17 protein-coding genes and 1 riboswitch are annotated in these 16,950 nt (G+C 70.1%); of the genes, 12 read left to right on the top strand and 5 right to left on the bottom strand.

The genetic code is table 11. The features are described 5' to 3' along the window. The first annotated feature begins 23 nt into the window (after positions 1-23). Both nudC and ACFU6I_RS30055 read left to right on the top strand, forming a co-directional pair. The gene (gene nudC, locus ACFU6I_RS30060; RefSeq protein ID WP_384372326.1) at positions 24-971 is read left to right on the top strand and encodes an NAD(+) diphosphatase; all 948 of its coding nucleotides are present in this window, start codon (positions 24-26) and stop codon (positions 969-971) included. A 102-nt stretch (positions 972-1,073) separates the two neighbouring features. Then, positions 1,074-1,171, top strand: a riboswitch (ZMP/ZTP riboswitch). Positions 1,172-1,210: 39 nt separating this feature from the next. Next, positions 1,211-2,074 (top strand): bifunctional 5,10-methylenetetrahydrofolate dehydrogenase/5,10-methenyltetrahydrofolate cyclohydrolase, encoded by an 864-nt coding sequence (locus ACFU6I_RS30055; protein ID WP_384372324.1) that lies wholly within the window; start codon positions 1,211-1,213, stop codon positions 2,072-2,074. 148 nt (positions 2,075-2,222) lie between these two features. Here ACFU6I_RS30055 and ACFU6I_RS30050 read toward each other — a convergent pair whose 3' ends face one another. Further along, on the bottom strand, positions 2,223-2,465 hold the full coding sequence (locus tag ACFU6I_RS30050; RefSeq protein WP_266981757.1) for a mycoredoxin: 243 nt from the start codon (positions 2,463-2,465) through the stop codon (positions 2,223-2,225). Positions 2,466-2,595: 130 nt separating this feature from the next. Between ACFU6I_RS30050 and ACFU6I_RS30045 the strand changes: the two genes are divergently transcribed. The 5 genes from ACFU6I_RS30045 to ACFU6I_RS30025 all read left to right on the top strand — a co-directional run bounded on the left by ACFU6I_RS30045 (position 2,596) and on the right by ACFU6I_RS30025 (position 6,683). Further along, on the top strand, positions 2,596-4,845 hold the full coding sequence (locus tag ACFU6I_RS30045; RefSeq protein ID WP_384372322.1) for an ATP-dependent DNA helicase UvrD2: 2,250 nt from the start codon (positions 2,596-2,598) through the stop codon (positions 4,843-4,845). 164 nt (positions 4,846-5,009) lie between these two features. Then, on the top strand, positions 5,010-5,336 hold the full coding sequence (locus ACFU6I_RS30040; protein WP_384372320.1) for a hypothetical protein: 327 nt from the start codon (positions 5,010-5,012) through the stop codon (positions 5,334-5,336). Positions 5,337-5,508: 172 nt separating this feature from the next. Further along, entirely contained in the window at positions 5,509-5,877 is a 369-nt protein-coding gene (locus ACFU6I_RS30035; RefSeq protein ID WP_326738612.1) for a WhiB family transcriptional regulator, read from the top strand. 32 nt (positions 5,878-5,909) lie between these two features. After that, the gene (locus tag ACFU6I_RS30030) at positions 5,910-6,233 is read left to right on the top strand and encodes a hypothetical protein (RefSeq protein WP_384372343.1); all 324 of its coding nucleotides are present in this window, start codon (positions 5,910-5,912) and stop codon (positions 6,231-6,233) included. A gap of 246 nt (positions 6,234-6,479) precedes the next feature. After that, positions 6,480-6,683 carry a hypothetical protein gene (locus ACFU6I_RS30025; RefSeq protein ID WP_384372318.1) on the top strand — a complete coding sequence of 68 codons (204 nt, stop codon included), beginning with the start codon at positions 6,480-6,482 and terminating at the stop codon, positions 6,681-6,683. Between the two features lie 58 nt (positions 6,684-6,741). On the opposite strand, the gene ACFU6I_RS30020 is transcribed toward ACFU6I_RS30025, so the two are convergent. Beyond that, positions 6,742-8,202: an ABC1 kinase family protein gene (locus ACFU6I_RS30020; protein ID WP_384372316.1), complete on the bottom strand. Its 1,461-nt coding sequence runs from the start codon at positions 8,200-8,202 to the stop codon at positions 6,742-6,744. A gap of 41 nt (positions 8,203-8,243) precedes the next feature. After that, positions 8,244-9,389, bottom strand: a complete 1,146-nt coding sequence (locus ACFU6I_RS30015) for a ThiF family adenylyltransferase (protein WP_384372314.1) — start codon at positions 9,387-9,389, stop codon at positions 8,244-8,246. A gap of 273 nt (positions 9,390-9,662) precedes the next feature. On the opposite strand from ACFU6I_RS30015, the gene ACFU6I_RS30010 reads away from it, so the two are divergent. The 4 genes from ACFU6I_RS30010 (at position 9,663) to ACFU6I_RS29995 (ending at position 13,453) form a co-directional block, all read left to right on the top strand. Next, on the top strand, positions 9,663-10,286 hold the full coding sequence (locus tag ACFU6I_RS30010; RefSeq protein ID WP_384372311.1) for a M48 family metallopeptidase: 624 nt from the start codon (positions 9,663-9,665) through the stop codon (positions 10,284-10,286). A 107-nt stretch (positions 10,287-10,393) separates the two neighbouring features. Beyond that, positions 10,394-11,986 (top strand): TerD family protein, encoded by a 1,593-nt coding sequence (locus ACFU6I_RS30005; protein WP_384372309.1) that lies wholly within the window; start codon positions 10,394-10,396, stop codon positions 11,984-11,986. Positions 11,987-11,997: 11 nt separating this feature from the next. Beyond that, positions 11,998-12,678 carry an AIM24 family protein gene (locus ACFU6I_RS30000; RefSeq protein WP_384372307.1) on the top strand — a complete coding sequence of 227 codons (681 nt, stop codon included), beginning with the start codon at positions 11,998-12,000 and terminating at the stop codon, positions 12,676-12,678. 19 nt (positions 12,679-12,697) lie between these two features. Next, entirely contained in the window at positions 12,698-13,453 is a 756-nt protein-coding gene (locus ACFU6I_RS29995; RefSeq protein ID WP_384372305.1) for an AIM24 family protein, read from the top strand. 96 nt (positions 13,454-13,549) lie between these two features. Here the strand turns inward: ACFU6I_RS29995 and ACFU6I_RS29990 are convergent, their stop codons facing one another. After that, positions 13,550-14,098, bottom strand: coding sequence for an NUDIX hydrolase (locus ACFU6I_RS29990; protein ID WP_384372303.1), 549 nt, complete (start codon positions 14,096-14,098; stop codon positions 13,550-13,552). Further along, positions 14,095-15,537: a zinc-dependent metalloprotease gene (locus ACFU6I_RS29985; RefSeq protein ID WP_384372301.1), complete on the bottom strand. Its 1,443-nt coding sequence runs from the start codon at positions 15,535-15,537 to the stop codon at positions 14,095-14,097. The genes ACFU6I_RS29990 and ACFU6I_RS29985 overlap by 4 nt, the downstream gene beginning before the upstream one ends. Positions 15,538-15,727: 190 nt before the next feature. On the opposite strand from ACFU6I_RS29985, the gene ACFU6I_RS29980 reads away from it, so the two are divergent. Then, positions 15,728-16,870, top strand: coding sequence for an SDR family oxidoreductase (locus ACFU6I_RS29980; RefSeq protein WP_384372299.1), 1,143 nt, complete (start codon positions 15,728-15,730; stop codon positions 16,868-16,870). Positions 16,871-16,950 lie beyond the last annotated feature (80 nt).

Here is a 16,950-nt window from a genome sequence, read left to right as displayed (position 1 = left end):
TCCCGGGGGAGTAGGAAGCACCTGTGAGCACCATCGACAACGCCACCACAGACCGGCCCATCGGTCTCACCGCGCCCAGCGGCATCGACCGCGCCGCGCACCACCGCCTCGACGAGGCCTGGCTCTCCGCCGCCTGGAGCCACCCGAGCACCCGGGTCTTCGTGGTCTCCGGCGGGCAGGTGCTGATCGACGACACCGCCGACGGCGGTACGGAGATCGTCATGACCCCGGCCTTCGAGGCCCCGGTCACCGAGACCCACCGCTACTTCCTCGGCACCGACGAGGACGGCGTCAGCTACTTCGCGCTCCAGAAGGACTCGCTGCCCGGCCGCATGGACCAGCCGGCGCGCCCTGCCGGGCTGCGCGAGGCCGGACTGCTCCTCGGCCCGCGCGACGCGGGGCTGATGGCGCATGCGGTGGCACTGGAGAACTGGCAGCGGCTGCACCGCTTCTGCTCCCGCTGCGGCGAACGCACCGTCGTCGCAGCGGCCGGCCACATCCGCCGCTGCCAGGCCTGCGGCGCCGAGCACTACCCGCGCACCGACCCGGCGGTGATCATGCTGGTGACGGACGACCAGGACCGCGCCCTGCTGGGCCGTCAGGTGCACTGGCCGGAGGGCAGGTTCTCGACGCTCGCGGGCTTCGTCGAGCCCGGGGAGTCGATCGAGCAGTCCGTCGCCCGCGAGGTGTTCGAGGAGGCGGGTGTCACGGTCGGTGAGGTCGAGTACATCGCCAGCCAGCCCTGGCCCTTCCCGTCCAGCTTGATGCTGGGCTTCATGGCGCGGGCCACGTCGTCGGAGATCAACGTCGACGGCGAGGAGATCGAGGAGGCGCGCTGGTTCTCCCGCGAGGACCTGACGGCGGCCTTCGAATCGGGCGAGATCCTGCCCCCGTTCGGCATCTCGATCGCGGCCCGTCTGATCGAGCTCTGGTACGGCAAGCCGCTGCCGAAGCCGGGCAGCGTCGGCTGACCCACGGCGCGGGGCGGGTGACGGAGTACGCACGACCGGGGTCCGCCCCACCGCTGTGCCCCGTTACTCCCCCCCCCAAGGATGCTCCGGTCCGTTAATCTGGAGCCGGGCCGTGACTGGCGCTGAGGTGGAGCACCACCGGGGAGCGGTCCGACGGAAACACTCGACAACCGTCGATGCCGTGCGCCTGGGCGATTCATCGTGATCCTCGTGATCCAAGTGACGCTCAGGAGTGAAGCGTGGCCCAGACACAGACAGCCCGTCCGATGGACGGCACCGCTCTCGCCCGCCGCATCATCGAGACCAGCGCCGCGACAGCGGCGGAACTCCGGCTGCGCACCGGGAAGGCACCCTGCCTGGCGACCGTGCTGGTCGGCGACGACCCGGCGTCGGTGACCTACGTCCGGATGAAGCGTCGCCGCTGCGAAAGCGCGGGCATCGCGTCACGGCATGTGGCCCTTCCCGCCACCTCCACCACACAGGACGTGGTGGACGCGGTCACCGCACTGTCGAACGACCCCGATGTGCACGGCATCCTGCTGCAGCATCCCGTCGGTCCCCACATCGACGAACGCGCCGCCTTCGAGGCGATCGACCCGGCCAAGGACGTCGACGGGGTCACCATGCACTCGTTCGCGGCAATGAGTTTCGGCCTTCCCGGCTTCGTCTCCTGCACGCCCGGCGGCATCATGCGCCTCCTCGACGAGTACGAGGTCGACCTCGCGGGCAAGCACGCGGTCGTCGTGGGACGCAGCGCCATTCTGGGCAAGCCCGCCGGGATGCTGCTGCTCGGCCGGGACGCCACCGTGACGTACTGCCACTCACGGACGGCCGACCTCCCGTCGATCGTGCAGCAGGCGGACGTGCTGCTGGCCGCGGTCGGCAAGCCGCGCTTCATCGCCGGTGCGGACATCAAGCCGGGTGCGGTGGTGCTCGACGCCGGATACAACGACGGCAACGTCGGCGATGTCGACTTCGAGACCGCGGCGGAGCGGGCACGGCTGATCACCCCGGTTCCGGGCGGCGTCGGACCGATGACCATCGCGGTCCTTCTCGAACAGACAGTGGCCGCGGCCACCTTGCAGCTCGGCGCCGCGGCGTGAGCTGACGCCCCGTTGCCCGGCGGGAGCGCCCGCCGACTCGCGGGCACGGAAACGCCCACCGCCTTCCGGCGGACCGGAAGGCGGCGGGCGTGTCTGCAGGCGTGTCGGTGCGGGCGTTCCGCTGCCGCGAGGCGCGGGGCTCGCTCGCTCAGACGCCGATCTTCTGCTTGACCTGGGCCAGCGAGGGGTTGGTCAGTGTCGAACCGTCCGCGAAGAGGACGGTCGGGACGGTCTGGTTGCCCCCGTTGGCCTTCTCGACGAAGGCTGCGGACGCCGGGTCCTGCTCGATGTTGATCTCGTTGTACGTGATGCCCTCGCGGTCCATCTGGCCCTTGAGCCGACGGCAATAGCCGCACCACGTGGTGCTGTACATCGTCACAGTGCCCGGCATGTTTCGCGCTCCTCTGTCTTGTTCGTCTCACTCACGACTGCGGAAAAGCCGCCCATGCGCATCCCCGCAGGGAGTGGAACGTACGTGACCTGGTCACCATTCCCGCCGTCGTACCGCATTAGTACGACGGATGCTGCTCCCCTGTGGACAACTTCCGCGTCCGCCTCTCCCGACCTGGCAGCATGGCGGGGTGACAGCAGCAACGCATTTCTCTCTTTTCCCGCAGGTCCCCGAGTCGGCGGACGCCGTGCTCGACGGGCTGGACCCCGAGCAGCGCGAGGTCGCCCTGGCCCTGCACGGCCCGGTGTGCGTGCTGGCCGGAGCCGGTACGGGCAAGACGCGAGCGATCACGCACCGCATCGCGTACGGGGTGCGCGCGGGAATACTCCAGCCGACCAGTGTGCTGGCCGTCACGTTCACCAACCGGGCCGCGGGCGAGATGCGGGGCCGGCTCCGCCAGCTCGGCGCAGCCGGGGTGCAGGCGCGGACCTTCCACTCCGCCGCGCTGCGCCAGCTCCAGTACTTCTGGCCGAAAGCAGTCGGTGGCGAGCTGCCGAGGCTGGTGGAGCGCAAGGTCCAGCTGGTCGCCGAGGCCGCTGCCCGCTGCCGCATCCGGCTCGACCGCAACGAGCTGCGGGACGTCACCAGCGAGATCGAGTGGGCGAAGGTCACCCAGACCGTGCCCGCCGACTATCCGGCCGTGGTCGCCAAGACCCAGCGCGACGCTCCGCGCGACACCGCCGAGATCTCCCAGATCTACGCGATGTACGAGCAGCTGAAGCGCGACCGCTCGGTGATCGACTTCGAGGACGTGCTGCTCCTCACCGTCGCCATCCTCCAGGACCGTCACGACATCGCCGACCATGTCCGCCGTCAGTACCAGCACTTCGTGGTCGACGAGTACCAGGACGTCAGCCCGCTCCAGCAGCGTCTGCTCGACCTCTGGCTGGGCGACCGGGACAACCTGTGCGTCGTCGGGGACGCCAGCCAGACGATCTACTCCTTCACCGGGGCCACCCCCGAGCACCTGCTGAACTTCCGCACCCGCCACCCGAACGCAACCGTGGTCAAGCTGGTCAGGGACTACCGCTCGACGCCCCAGGTGGTCCACCTGGCCAACGGCCTGCTCGGCCAGGCCCGTGGCCGCGCCGCCGAGCACCGGCTCGAACTCGTCTCGCAGCGGGAGAGGGGTCCGGAGCCGGCCTACACGGAGTACGGGGACGAGCCCGCGGAGGCGGAGGGCACCGCCCGCCGGATCCGCGATCTGATCGCCGCCGGCGTCCCGGCCGGGGAGATCGCCGTGCTCTACCGGGTCAACTCCCAGTCCGAGGTCTACGAGCAGGCCCTCTCCGACGCGGGCGTGCCCTACCAGCTGCGCGGCGCGGAGCGCTTCTTCGAGCGCGCGGAGGTACGGGAGGCGGGCGTCGCCCTGCGCGGCGCGGCGCGCGCCGGGGGGAACGACTCCTTGCTCGACGACGCGGAGGGGCTGCCCTCCCAGGTGCGGGCCGTGCTCTCCACCAAGGGGTGGACCACGGAGCCGCCCGCGGGCTCCGGCGCGACGCGCGACCGCTGGGAGTCCCTCGCCGCGCTGGTCCGGCTGGCCGAGGACTTCGAGCAGGCCAAGCCGGGGGCGACGCTCTCCGATCTGGTGGCGGAGCTGGACGAGCGGGCTGCCGCCCAGCACGCCCCGGCGGTCCAGGGGGTCACGCTGGCCTCGCTGCACTCGGCGAAGGGCCTGGAGTGGGACGCCGTGTTCCTGGTCGGGCTGACCGAGGGCATGATGCCGATCACGTACGCCAGGACGGATGAGCAGATCGAGGAGGAGCGCCGTCTGCTCTATGTCGGTGTCACCCGGGCGCGCTTCCATCTCTCGCTGTCGTGGTCGCTGTCCCGGTCGCCGGGCAGCCGCGGCGGGCGGCGACCGAGCCGCTTCCTGAACGGGCTGCGTCCCGGCTCGGCCGCGCTCGGCGGGCGTGGCACGGTCGGCGGTGGCGGAGGCGTCGAGCGTCCCGCGGTGACCAAGCGCAGGCGTCGTGGCCCCGCGCTGTGCCGGGTCTGCGGCAAGACACTCACCGACGCCGGCGAGATGAAGCTGATGCGCTGTGAGGACTGCCCCTCCGACATGGACGAAGGGCTGTACGAGCGGCTGCGCGACTGGCGGGCGGACCGGGCGAAGGAGATCGGCCAGCCCGCCTATTGCGTGTTCACCGACAAGACGCTCATGGCGATCGCGGAGGCGGTGCCGGGCAGCGAGGGCGAACTGGCGGGAATCTCCGGGGTCGGTGTCCGGAAGATGGGCCGGTTCGGAGCAGCCGTGCTGGCCATTTGCGCAGGTGAGGACCCGGTCGAGGGGCTCGGGGGAGACGACGGGGAGGCGTGAGAAAAACTCGTCGAAAAAATAGTTTGCGCCCGCCCCAGTCATCACCATAGGTTCTTAACCACGGGAACAGCGACTTCTCTGAAGCCCTGATCCTGTGCTGTACTTATCCGAATACGCAGGACCGGCCCGCCGGTCCACCGAGACGCCGAGAGGAGGCGATTGTCGTGATCAGCATCATCGAGACCAACAAAATGACCGATCTGTCGGTCGTCTCCGCCTGCTCGCTCGGCCTCGCCTGCTCTTCGGCGTCTTCGCTTCGTGGCACCGGTCTGTCCGGCATTTCCGCCGCCGGCTCGCTGTCCCTGGCGAGCCTCCCCGTGCGGGAGCGCAATGAGCGACCGACCCAGGCATCGACGGCAGCAGTAGCGAAGGGACAGGCCAAGGCGGCCTATGCCTTTGCGGCAGTCGGTGCCGGAGCCGAGCAGCAGATGACGCACCACCACACGATGTGGGCCTTCCGTGGGCCTGAACCCTGGAGTGATCCAGCCTGATCCACCATCAGGCCGGCGCCTTCAGGGCCGCGGAACCCCACTCGGGATCCGCGGCCCTTTTGTTTTGTCCCAACGGACGACACAGCGAGAAGGCGCCTCGGGACAAGCAGTACCCGGTACCAGCAGCCACCCGGCCGACCGGCCGGAACAACCAGACGAGGACACCACCACCGTGCAACTCGAAGCGCACGCCCCGTCCGTACCGCCTTCCGAAACGATCTCCCCGCCCGGCCTCACGGAGGACTCCACCTTGATCCCCCTCACTGCGCTCACCGCGCTCGACGACGCCATCGAGAACCTCGGCGTGCCCGTCCCCTGCCGTTCCTACGACCCGGAGGTCTTCTTCGCCGAGTCGCCGGCCGATGTCGAGTACGCCAAGTCGCTCTGCCGCACCTGCCCGCTCGTCGAGGCCTGCCTCGCCGGCGCCAAGGAGCGCCGCGAGCCGTGGGGCGTCTGGGGTGGCGAGCTCTTCATCCAGGGCGTCGTCGTCGCTCGCAAGCGGCCGCGTGGCCGTCCGCGCAAGAACCCGGTCGCGGCGTGACCGCCGGCCTGGGAGCCACGGCCCCCAAACCCATGAAGCGCATCGGAACCATCGACCGTCCCCGGACCCACGACCCTCGAAATCAGGCACCAATGACCGTCCCCACGAATGAGCCCATCGGCTCAGCGACACCGAACGTCACGATCATCGGCGCGAACGACTCGCGTCAGAACAGGACCCGCGAAATGCAACTCATTCCAGAAGCCCTGGCGCGTGCGCATATGCACGACCGCCTGAGGGAAGCCGACGCGGAGCGCCGGGCCGTGCGCCTGGCCACCGCTCGGCGGATGCAGCGCCGGGCAGAGCGCGCTTCGATGCGCGCCCGCCGTGCGCTGGCCATGGCGGTCATGCACTAGTGCCCCTCCCGGCAAGCTTTGCCCCGTCGCACCGCCCGGCACGCCCGCTCACCGCGTTGGCCGGCCGGTCACGGCACTAGCCGGGCCGGAAACCGCACACCCGCTGCCGGGCGCCGCTCCGCCCGGCAGCAATCAGCACCCTCCCGTCAGTACCCCTTCCGCGGGGCCGGTCCGAACGGACCGGCCCCGCGGTCGTGCTGTGTGTGGTGCCGTGCCGCGCAGCGGGGACGGAGTTATCGTCACGAGGTGGACGAGGAGACTCATCACCCCGAGCAGCCGGGTGCCGAGGTCGTGGTGTGCGCCCTGTGCGGCACCACCGCCGACAGCGCGTACGCTCCGCCGACCTGGATCTGCTCCGTGGAGAACGGCAGGCGCCAGTACTTCTGCGACGACTGCGCCCGCACGCACATCAGGGCGATCGAGGGCCGCCTCGATTCGGCCTGGTGGTGACCCGCCCCTTCGGCGCCGGGGCCCTGCCGGCGCCCCCGGGATCGGTCCTGGACAGCCCTTAGGCCGGCCGGTCGTCGAGCAACTCGTCGTCGGTCAGCTCCTGGTCGGCCAGATCCCGATCCGGGAACTCCAGATCCAGGCTCTGCTGCTCGGGCAGGTCCTCGACGGGCAGGAACCCCGGGACCCAGGACTCCAGTTCGTCCCGCAGCCGCACCGTCGCACCCAGCTGGCACAGCACCCCGATCGTGCTCAGCGTCACCCGGTGTATCAGCAGATAGGCGGGCGGCAGATTCAGCTGCTTGCCCAGCTGATGCGCGGGGGAACGGGGATCCGCAATCCGGGCCGCCTGATCGCGCATCCAGCTCCGGGTGAAGGTGAACTCCTCCACCTGCGCCGGCTCGATGATGGGCAGGAGGTAGTCGAGTACCTCATCCGGGTCAAGGTCGATGGATTCCTTGACGAAGCCCTCCTCGCGCAGCAGTTCGTACACTGCCTCCGCGTCACCCTCCAGCGTCAGCCGCAACGAGTCCCCGATGGGCTGAGGCAGGCCGCCCGGCAGCCGGTCCACCGTGCCGAAGTCCAGCACCCCGAGCCGCCATGGTCCGCTCCCACAGCCTTCCGCCTCCCCGTCCGCTTCCCCTCCCCCGGGCAGGAGCCGGAAGTTGCCCGGATGCGGGTCGGCGTGCAGCAGATTCGTGCGCGCCGGACCCGAGAAGAGGAATCGCGCCAGCAGCTGACCCGCCCGGTCCCGTTGTTCCTGGGTGCCGTCCGCGATCACCTCGGACAGCGGGACGCCGTCGATCCACTCCGTCACCAGCACCTGGTCGGACTGGTGCACCACACCGGGAACCACCACATCGGGGTCGTTCGCGAACTCCTCGGCGTGTTCGCGCTGCGAATGCGCCTCCAGTTCGTAGTCCAGCTCCTCCGACACCCGGTCGCGCAGCTCCGCGATGAGCGGCTTGACATCCATTCCGGGGATCAGCGGGCCGAGCAACCGGGCGAAGCGGCTGAGTTGGGTCAGATCCGAGAGCAGGGCCTCCCCGGCGCCCGGATACTGCACCTTCACGGCGACGGCCCGCCCGTCGTGCCAGACCGCCCGGTGCACCTGCCCGATCGACGCGGCGGCCGACGGCTTGTCGTCGAATTCGAGGAACAGCTCCCGCCAGTCCTCACCGAGCCGCTCCGTGAGCACGGCGTGGACGGTGCGGGTCGGCATGGGGGGAGCGGCTTCCTGCAGTTTGGTGAGGGCCGCCCGATACGGCCCGGCGACCTCCTCGGGCAGCGCCGACTCGAAGACGGACAGGGCCTGACCGAGCTTCATGGCACCGCCCTTCAGCTCGCCCAGCGTGCGGAACAGCTGGTCCGCCGTGCGCTGCTGGAGCTCACGGGCCACTATCTCCGCGGACTTGCCGCCGATCCGCTTGCCGAGCCCCCACGTGGCACGGCCGGCGAAGCCGAGTGGCAGTGCGGCCAACTTGGCTGTTCGGGTGACCGCTTTCCGGGGAAGATCAGACATACGCCCCTCCAATTCCCAGACTGCCGTGCCGCGTGCGGCGGTTACCCGGCCATTGTGTCCTGCGTCGCGCCGAGCCCGGAGGCGCGCTCCCTCACGGTGTGCCCACCCGCCCCGCAGGAACAGTCGAGGTGCGGCCCGATCCGCTCCGACCGCCAGTCCAACAGCGGCAGGGCGGCCTCGCATCTGGCTCCCGTGCCGGCGGGCAGTTCGCCGTCGAGAAACGCCAGCGCCTGGGCCGCCGCGAGACCGGCCACCGCTGTCGCCAGCGCCAGGTCGCAGGCCTGCACGGCGCCGCGCCGCCCGGACCGCCACTGCGCCAGCATCCGCGGCCACTGCGGATCCCGATCCGTGCGGTGCAGGTCCAGGCATCCCGCGCAGGCCGTACCGCCGGGCAGTACCAGCGGACCGACCACGCCCGTGGCCTCGATCACCCCGGCATAGAGATGAGGAGTGCCCGAAGCGATCCATGGTTCGGCTGCACGAGGGTCGGGGGCGTACACCGCGAGACCGTCCCGCGGAGCGACCACGACCAGGGACAGCCCGGGACCACCACGCGACCGGGAGCCGTCCGTCCCCGTCGTGCGGGGGGCGGGACCGACAGCGGATCGTCGCACCAACTGCCGGGCGGCGGTGTCCCTGCGCTCACCGACCGCAGTGGCCGGAAGCCCGCCGGGTGCGACGTCCGACGGCTCGGTGACCCCTCCGTCCAGGACCTCGACCAGACCCACACCGGACCCGGACAGCACCGCTGCGATTGCCGCGCCGACCCGGCCGGAGCCCCGCACCTGGACCCGCATCGCGCGGCGGGCCGCCAACCGTCCCAGCCCGCCCCCCGGTTCGGGGTGCACGATCGAGAGCGACGCGAGGTCGGGGCGCTGTCGCTCCAGTACATCGGCCCGGTTGCGCAACGCATCGGCTTCCGGCCCACCCGCCCGGACATCGTCGACCAGCCCCGCTTCCACCAATCGTGACACCAACACGTCCACTTGATGGTCGGACAGGTCCAGTGCCCTGGCTTCCTCGCGCAGCAGTGGCAGGCCGCGTGTTCCGTCGAGCAGTTCCAGGAAACTGCCCGTGGCGATATCCATCGGCCCCACCTTCACCGCATGAGCGGGCGTCACCCCGAATTGCACGGTGTTCCTGCCACGCCACGCTCGGCGCAGTGCGGGTTTCAACATCGGATGCATGGCTTCCCCCTGGCCCGTGTTCGTCCTGCTGTTGTCTCTTCTGTGCGATCTCTGTGTGGACTCTGTGCGGTCCGGAGTGATCTGCGTGCGTCGGCGGCGAACCGGAGCTTCGCGAGATCCGTTGCCAGAATGCAGGCCGGCGTCGGAGCGTGCAGAAAGTTGTCCACAGGCATGGGGTATTAGTCGTTCAAATGGTGCATGCCATGGAACGGATCATGCGCGAACACTCCCGGAGGCGGGACTTCCCGCACTGACAGCGGGTAACGTCGGGGCGTGCCCGCCGACCCGTCACCCGGCTTCGCCGGGGAGACCCCCGCGCGCAGCGCCAAAGACCATCAGCGCAGCGCGGCCAGCCATCCGCCCCGCGTCTCGGTGACGAGCGCGGTCGAGGTCCGCAGGAGCACCCGCCGCAGCAGAACGGTCTCCGCGTACCGGGAGGGCGACCGCACCATCGTGCTGATCCCCGCCAGGATGTCGGAGGCGGAGGAGCGGCGCTGGGTGACCGTGATGCTCGACAAACTCGCGGCCCAGGAGCGCAAGCGAATCCTCGGCGACAGCGAACTCGCCGAGCGGGCCGAGCGGTTGTCCGCCCAGTACCTCGCGGGCCGGGCCAGGCCCGCCTCGGTGCGATGGGTGACCAACCAGAACACCCGATGGGGGTCATGCACCCCGGCGGAGGGCAGCATCCGTCTGTCGCACCGTCTGCAGGGCATGCCGGAGTACGTCGTCGACTATGTGCTCGTCCACGAGCTGGCGCATCTGCTGGTCCCCGGTCACGGTCCGCGGTTCTGGCGGCTGCTGGAGGCGTATCCACGTACCGAGCGGGCCCGCGGCTACCTCGAAGGAGTGGTGGCGGCGGACCGGCTGCCCCATCTGCCTGCCGCGCGTGGTGAGTGACCTTCAGTGATTCTGTACCGGGTGTGTACCGACTTAGCTCAATGTCGGAGTTTGCGGATAGCCTGGCGCGACGCATTCACATTCGGGATGGGGGACGGTCGTTACGCATGGCCAGGGAATTCCAACGCGGTCACAAGGCCAAGATCAGTGATCTCACGCCGGGGACGGATCTGTACGTAGGCGTGCAGATCGCCGGTCCTGGACTGACCTTCGACATCAGCTGCTTCGGCCTCGATGCCCATGAGCAGCTCTCCGACGACCGGTATTTCATCTTCTTCAACCAGCCGAAATCGCCCGAGGAGTCCATTCAGCTCCTCGGTGCCCAGTCCGGTGACACCGAGTCGTTCCGCGTCACTCTGGACCGCATTCCGGCGAACATCCACAAGCTGTCGTTCACTGCGACCGTCGACGGCGCGGGACAGATGTCGCAGATCGGTCCGGGGTACATCCGGATCGTCGCGGGTGGCGAGGAAGTCGTCAGGTACGCCTTCACCGGCGCCGAGTTCACCACCGAGCGCGCGGTGATGCTGGGCGACTTCTATCTGAAGGACGTCTGGCGGTTTGCCGCTGTCGGACAGGGCTTCGACGGCGGCCTCGACGCGCTGCTGAAGAACTTCGGCGGCGAGATCGCCGAGGAGGCGCCCGCCGCACCGCAGCCGCAGGCGGCTGCCCCTTCGTTCGCCCCGCCCGCGCAGGCCCCGGCGCCCGCTCCGTCCTTCGGTGTCCCGGCCGCTCCCCAGACCCCTCAAGTCCCGCAGCCGGCTCCGTCCTTCGGCGCCCCGGCCGCGCAGGCCCCCACCCCGCAACAGCAGATGCATGCCGCGCCGACGATAGCGGCTCCGATGGCACCGCAGGGCGGTATCGTCCCGCCGCCCGCGCCCGCCCCCGCTCCCTACGGTCAGCCGGGACAGCCGCTCCAGCAGCCCCAGTTCGGGCAGTTCCCCGGCCAGGCCATGCCGGCCGCCCCCTACGGTCAGCAGGCCCCGGCGCCGTACGGGCAGCAGCCCCCCGGAATGCAGCCGGGCATGCCGCAGGCCGGCGCCGGTCTGCAGGCCGCGCTCCAGCCGTACAAGGAGACAGCCACCGGCCAGCGTTGGACCCCGCAGAACCAGCAGCTCATGCGGGTGGACCTCACCATGGGCGGTACACCGGTGCTCGCCCGTCAGGGCTCCATGGTGATGTATCAGGGGAAGGTCGACTTCGGCTACAAGGGTGCCGGATTCGCAGGCCGCATGGTCGGGAATGCGACCGGCCAGGAAATGCAGCTGATGCGCTGTACCGGTCGAGGCCAGGTCTTCCTCGCCGAAGACGGCGCCCATCTGCACTCCATCGAGCTCCAGGGCGACGGCATCTGCGTCTCCGCGGAGAGCGTCCTCGCCTTCGACGAATCGCTGCAGTACGAGGTCCGCAGGATCGAGGGTCACGGCATCCCCGGCGGCGCCCTGTTCACCATGCAGTTCCAGGGCAGCGGCACGATCGTCGTCAAGACCCACGGCGTCCCCGTCGTCCTGCCGGTCACGCCGACCACGTTCGCCGACTGCAACGCCGTCGTGGCGTGGTCGTCCGCGTCCCAGGTGATCATCTCCAGCCAGGTCCGGCTGCGCCGCAACGCATACCCGGGGCACAGCGGGGAGACCGTGAACCTCCAGTTCCGGGGAGCCCCCGGCAACTTCATCGTCGTCCAGCCCTACGAGGTCTGAGGGAGCCCGTCATGAACCAGCAACTCGCGGGCTTCGCCCCGACCCCCGTCACGGCCCGTATGGAGAACCACGGCCATACGATGCTCAAGGTCGCCATGGCCACGGGCCAGGACCTCTACGCACGTACCGGCTCGATGGTGTCCTACGAGGGCTTCATCCAGTACGAGCCCAACCCGCCGGCCGTCCGGCAGATCGCCTCCCAGTGGATCACCGGCGAGGGCGCACCCCTGATGAAGTGCTCCGGTGACGGGCTGCTCTACCTCGCCGACTACGGCGCCGATGTGGTCGTCGTCAATCTCAACAACGAGTCCCTCTCGGTCAACGGCACCAACGTCCTGGCTTTCGACGGCCACCTCACCTGGGGCGTGGAGCGGGTCAAGGGGCTGGCGAAGTTCGCCGGCCAGGGCCTGTGGAACGTCTGCATCGCCGGCACCGGCTGGGTCGCGATCACCTCGCGCGGCACGCCGATCGTCGTCGACTGCGGGCGCGGCGAGGACGAGACCTATGTCGACCCGGACGCCCTTGTGGCGTGGTCCCCGAACCTCAAGGTGAAGGGCAAGCGCAGCTTCAAGGCCTCCTCGCTGATCGGGCGGGGAAGCGGCGAGGCGTTCCAGATGGCGTTCTCCGGTCAGGGCATCGTCGTCGTCCAGCCGAGCGAGGACAGTACGGACCGCCTGCGGGTCCGGAACTGAGGGGGAGCGAGAACACACCATGCAGAGTCCGCTTTTCAACTACACGGAACAGCAGTCCCAGGACCGATACACCCTGCAGAACCCGCAGCTCCTGCGGGTCTCGCTGACCGGCCACGACGACGTCCTCGCCCGCAAGGGCGCCATGGTCGCGTACCAGGGGCTGATGGAGTTCGACGGCGAGTACCAGTCGCACGGGCAGCGCCGCGCCCGCGCGAACACCGGTGAGGGCCTCGACCTGATGCGCTGTTCGGGCCAGGGCACCGTCTACCTCGCCAACCTCGCGCAGTACGTCCATGTCGTGGACGTCGACCACGACGGCATGACGGTGGACAGCGCCTATGTGCTGGCGCTGGACTCGTCGTTGCACACCGAGGTCATCGCCGTGGACAGCCAGTACGGCATCTCGGGCACCGGCAAGTACCAGCTCAACATCTCCGGCACCGGCAAGGTCGCCCTGATGACGTCCGGCCAGCCACTGATGATGCAGGTCACGCCGGACAAGTACGTCAACGTCGACGCCGACGCGATCGTCGCCTGGTCCAGCTCGCTGCGCGTCCAGATGCAGGCACAGACGCACTCCTCGGGCGTCTGGCGGCGGCGCGGCAACACCGGCGAGGGCTGGGAGCTCAGCTTCCTCGGACAGGGCTTCGCCCTGGTCCAGCCGAGCGAGGTGCTGCCCCCGCAGAACGCCCAGATCGGCCAGGGGCTGCGCGCGCAGTACGGCATGGGCCAACAGGGAGCGCACGGCCAGAACCAGAACAACACCTGGAACTGAACCGCGGCGCACGGACACGGGTAGGGGGCGGCCTCGTGGGAGGACGCCCCCTACCCGTCGATGTGCCGGTGCCGGTGCCGAGGGCCGTCGGTACGGCTACCGGCCGCCTTCCAGTGCCGCGCGCGTACGTGCCACCAACTGCACGACCGAGGTGTCGGCCACCTCGGCCACCTCGTCGTATGCGAACCAGCGCAGATCCAGCGACTCGTCGCTGATCTCTTCCGTCGCGCCCGACGGCGCCAGCGCCGCGTACTGCACATCCAGATGCCAGTGGCAGGGCGCCGGGATCGCATGCCGATCCAGCACCACCGGGCCGCCCGCCAGCAGCGTCAGACCGCCGATGCCGGACTCCTCGGTGGCCTCACGCAGCGCCGCAGCCGCCAGCGTGGCGTCCTCGGGCTCGCAGTGGCCGCCCATCTGCAGCCACATCTGCAGCTTTCGGTGCAGTGTCAGCAGCACCCGTCCGCGCTCCGGATCGACGACCAGCGCGCTGGCCGTGAGATGCCCGGCCCCGCACGCCTTCCACATGCCGTCCGGGTGCTGTGCCAGATGGTTCAGATAGGTCTGCCGCAGCTGCTCCTGGTCAGCGTCGGCCCGGTCCTCGTACCTCTTCAGCACGAGGACGGCGTCGTCGTACAGGCTCACTGGTCTGTGTCGTCCTTGCCGTCGCCGTCGCCGGTGGCGCCGTTTTCCTCGCCCTTGTCGTCCGCGGGCTTCCGGGGACCCTTCGCGGCCTCGCCGAGCATCTTGTCCAGCTCGGAGAAGTCCAGCTGCTCGTGGTGCACGAACCCGTCCGGGTCGTCCAGGTCATGCGCGGTCGGCAGCATGTCCGGGTGCTCCCAGAGTGCGTCGCGCCCGTCGAGACCGCGCGCGTCCGTGAGCGACGCCCAGAGCCGCGAGGCGTCCCGCAGCCGCCGCGGCCGCAACTGCAGCCCGATCAGCGTGGCGAACGTCTGCTCGGCCGGGCCGCCGGAGGCACGGCGCCTGCGCATCGTCTCGCGCAGTGCGTCCGCCGAGGTCAGCCGGGACTTCGCGGCCTCGTGGACCACCGCGTCCACCCAGCCCTCGACCAGCGCGAGCGCCGTCTCCAGCCGGGCCAGCGCCGCCTTCTGCTCCGGCGTGTCCTCCGGCTGGAACATGCCCTGCTGAAGGGCGTCCTGCAGTTGCTCGGGCTGCGACGGGTCGAACTGGCCGACCACGTCCTCCAGCTTGCTGGTGTCGACCTTGATGCCGCGCGCATACCCCTCGACAGCGCCGAACAGGTGCGAGCGCAGCCACGGCACATGGGCGAAGAGCCGCTGATGGGCAGCCTCGCGCAGGGCGAGATAGAGCCGCACCTCGTCCTGCGGCACGCTCAGGTCCTTGCCGAACATCTCGACGTTCAACGGAAGGAGCGCGGCCTTGCCCGCCGGGCCGAGCGGCAGCCCGATATCGGTCGAACCGACCACCTCGCCCGCCAGCACACCCACGGCCTGCCCGATCTGCTGACCGAACATCGCACCGCCCATCGACCTCATCATGCCGATGAGCGGGCCGGCCATGGCCTGCATCTCCTCGGGCAACACATCGCCCATGGCCATGCCGACACGCTCCGCCACCGGGTCGACCAGCTTCTGCCAGGCGGGGAGGGACGCCTCGACCCACTCCGCACGGCTCCACGCCACGGTCGAGACCGCACCGGAGGGCAGCGACGTCACGCCGTCCAGCCAGTGGTCCGCCAGGCGCAGCGCCTCGTCGACCGCCGACCGCTCGGACGGGCCGACGCTCGCGTCCTTCGTGCCGTCCGGCGTGCCCTGCGCAACCGTCTGGCGGGCGATCTGCTTGGCCATGTCCCAGTTCACGGGACCGCCCTCGTAGCTCAGCATCTGCCCGAGCTGCTGGAAGGCGGCTCCCAGGTCGTTGGGGTTCATCGTGCCGAACATCGCCGCGAACGGGTTGTCCCCGCCCGCGCCCGGCCCGAAGCCGAACGGGTTCGCCGGCCCGCCCGAACCCCGCCCACCTCCGGTGGGGTCCTTCTTCTTGCCCTCGTCGCCGTTCTCCGGCTCCTCCGGCGGAAGGCCGAATCCGAATGGGGTGTCACTCACGGGTTTCCTCGGCTCGTAGGGCCGCCGGCTCGAACCGACGGCGACTGCCCGACATCACCATCCAGCGTAGACACCATGTCCGCTCAGGGCCTCAGTGCTCCGCCGGGTCCCGGCCTGCGGCAGGATGGACGCCACCTGGTACGTACGCGTCATTCGGGTACGTACTGAAGACAACCGCTGGAGACGCCCGGTGAGTTCCCCAGATCCTCAGGTTCGCGCAGCGCGAAACCTGGCCGACCCTTCGCCCGAGAGCACGCCCTCGAAAAGCCGCTCCAAGAGCCGCGGCCCCGTCGTCGCGGTCACCGGAGCCGCGACCGGCGTCGGTGAGCTGCTCACCGCGCGCCTCGCGGCATCCGAGGAGATCAAGCAGGTCATTGCCATCGACGAGCGCCGAGGCGAGGTCTCCGATGCGACCTGGCACATTCTCGACGTGCGCGACCCCGCCATCGCCGAGAAACTGCGCGGCGCAGACGTCGTCGTCCATCTGGCACTCGATCTCGACCTGGAGACCGATCCCGCCGCCCGTACCGCGTACAACGTCCGCGGCACCCAGACCGTGCTGACGGCCGCCGCGGCCGCCGGGGTCCACCGGGCCGTGCTCTGCACCTCGGCGATGGTCTACGGGGCGCTGCCCGACAACGACATCCCGCTCGCCGAGGACGCAGAGCTGCGTGCCACGGCCGAGGCCACCGGTGTCGGTGACCTCCTGGAGATCGAACGCCTCGGCCGCCGCGCACCTCGTGCCCACCCCGGGCTCAACGTCACCGTGGTCCGCCCCACCGTCCTGGTCGGCGGTACGGACACGGCGCTGACCCGCTACTTCGAGTCGCCGCGCCTCCTCGTCGTCGCCGGATCGCGCCCCACCTGGCAGTTCTGCCACGTCGACGACCTGGTCACGGCCCTGGAGTACGCCGCGCTGGAGAAGATCGACGGAGAGTTCGCGGTCGGCTGCGACGGCTGGCTGGAGCAGGAGGAGGTCGAGGAGCTCAGTGGTGTACGCCGGATGGAGCTGCCCTCCGCCGTCGCCCTCGGCGCCGCAGCCCGCCTGCACCGGATCGGTCTCACCCCTTCCCCCGCGGGCGACCTCGCGTACACGATGCACCCCTGGGTGGTCAGCGTGAGCCGACTGCACGACGCCGGCTGGCGTCCCCGGTGGACCAACGAGGAGGTGCTCGCCGCGCTCCTCGAAGAGGTCGAGGGCCGGCACACCGTCGCCGGACGCCGGCTCGGCCGCAAGGACGCCACCGCTGCCGGTGCCGCCGGTGCGACCGTCGCGCTGCTCGGCACCGCCGCCCTGGTCCGTCGCGCCCGCAAGGCGCGCCGTCGCATCTAGTGCCCCTCCCGGCAACCTTTGCCCCGTCGTCGCACCGCCGTCCGCCGGGCGGGTCTGTAGAAGGCTCCAAGGCTGCCGAC

The organism is Streptomyces sp. NPDC057486 (assembly GCF_042802415.1).
Taxonomy (GTDB): Bacteria; Actinomycetota; Actinomycetes; order Streptomycetales; family Streptomycetaceae; genus Streptomyces; species Streptomyces yanii.
Note: the sequence above shows the minus strand (reverse complement) of the source record. Positions and strands in the feature narration are given on the sequence as shown.

Excerpts from the sequence above, each read along its gene's own strand:
- ACFU6I_RS30005 (WP_384372309.1), top strand. The coding sequence starts at position 10,394 with ATGGCCAGGGAATTCCAACGCGGTCACAAGGCCAAGATCAGTGATCTC.
- ACFU6I_RS30020 (WP_384372316.1), bottom strand. The coding sequence starts at position 8,202 with ATGTCTGATCTTCCCCGGAAAGCGGTCACCCGAACAGCCAAGTTGGCC.
- ACFU6I_RS30000 (WP_384372307.1), top strand. The coding sequence starts at position 11,998 with ATGAACCAGCAACTCGCGGGCTTCGCCCCGACCCCCGTCACGGCCCGT.
- ACFU6I_RS30045 (WP_384372322.1), top strand. The coding sequence starts at position 2,596 with ATGCTGCTCCCCTGTGGACAACTTCCGCGTCCGCCTCTCCCGACCTGG.
- ACFU6I_RS30030 (WP_384372343.1), top strand. The coding sequence starts at position 5,910 with ATGAAGCGCATCGGAACCATCGACCGTCCCCGGACCCACGACCCTCGA.
- ACFU6I_RS29995 (WP_384372305.1), top strand. The coding sequence starts at position 12,698 with ATGCAGAGTCCGCTTTTCAACTACACGGAACAGCAGTCCCAGGACCGA.
- ACFU6I_RS30015 (WP_384372314.1), bottom strand. The coding sequence starts at position 9,389 with ATGCATCCGATGTTGAAACCCGCACTGCGCCGAGCGTGGCGTGGCAGG.
- ACFU6I_RS30050 (WP_266981757.1), bottom strand. The coding sequence starts at position 2,465 with ATGCCGGGCACTGTGACGATGTACAGCACCACGTGGTGCGGCTATTGC.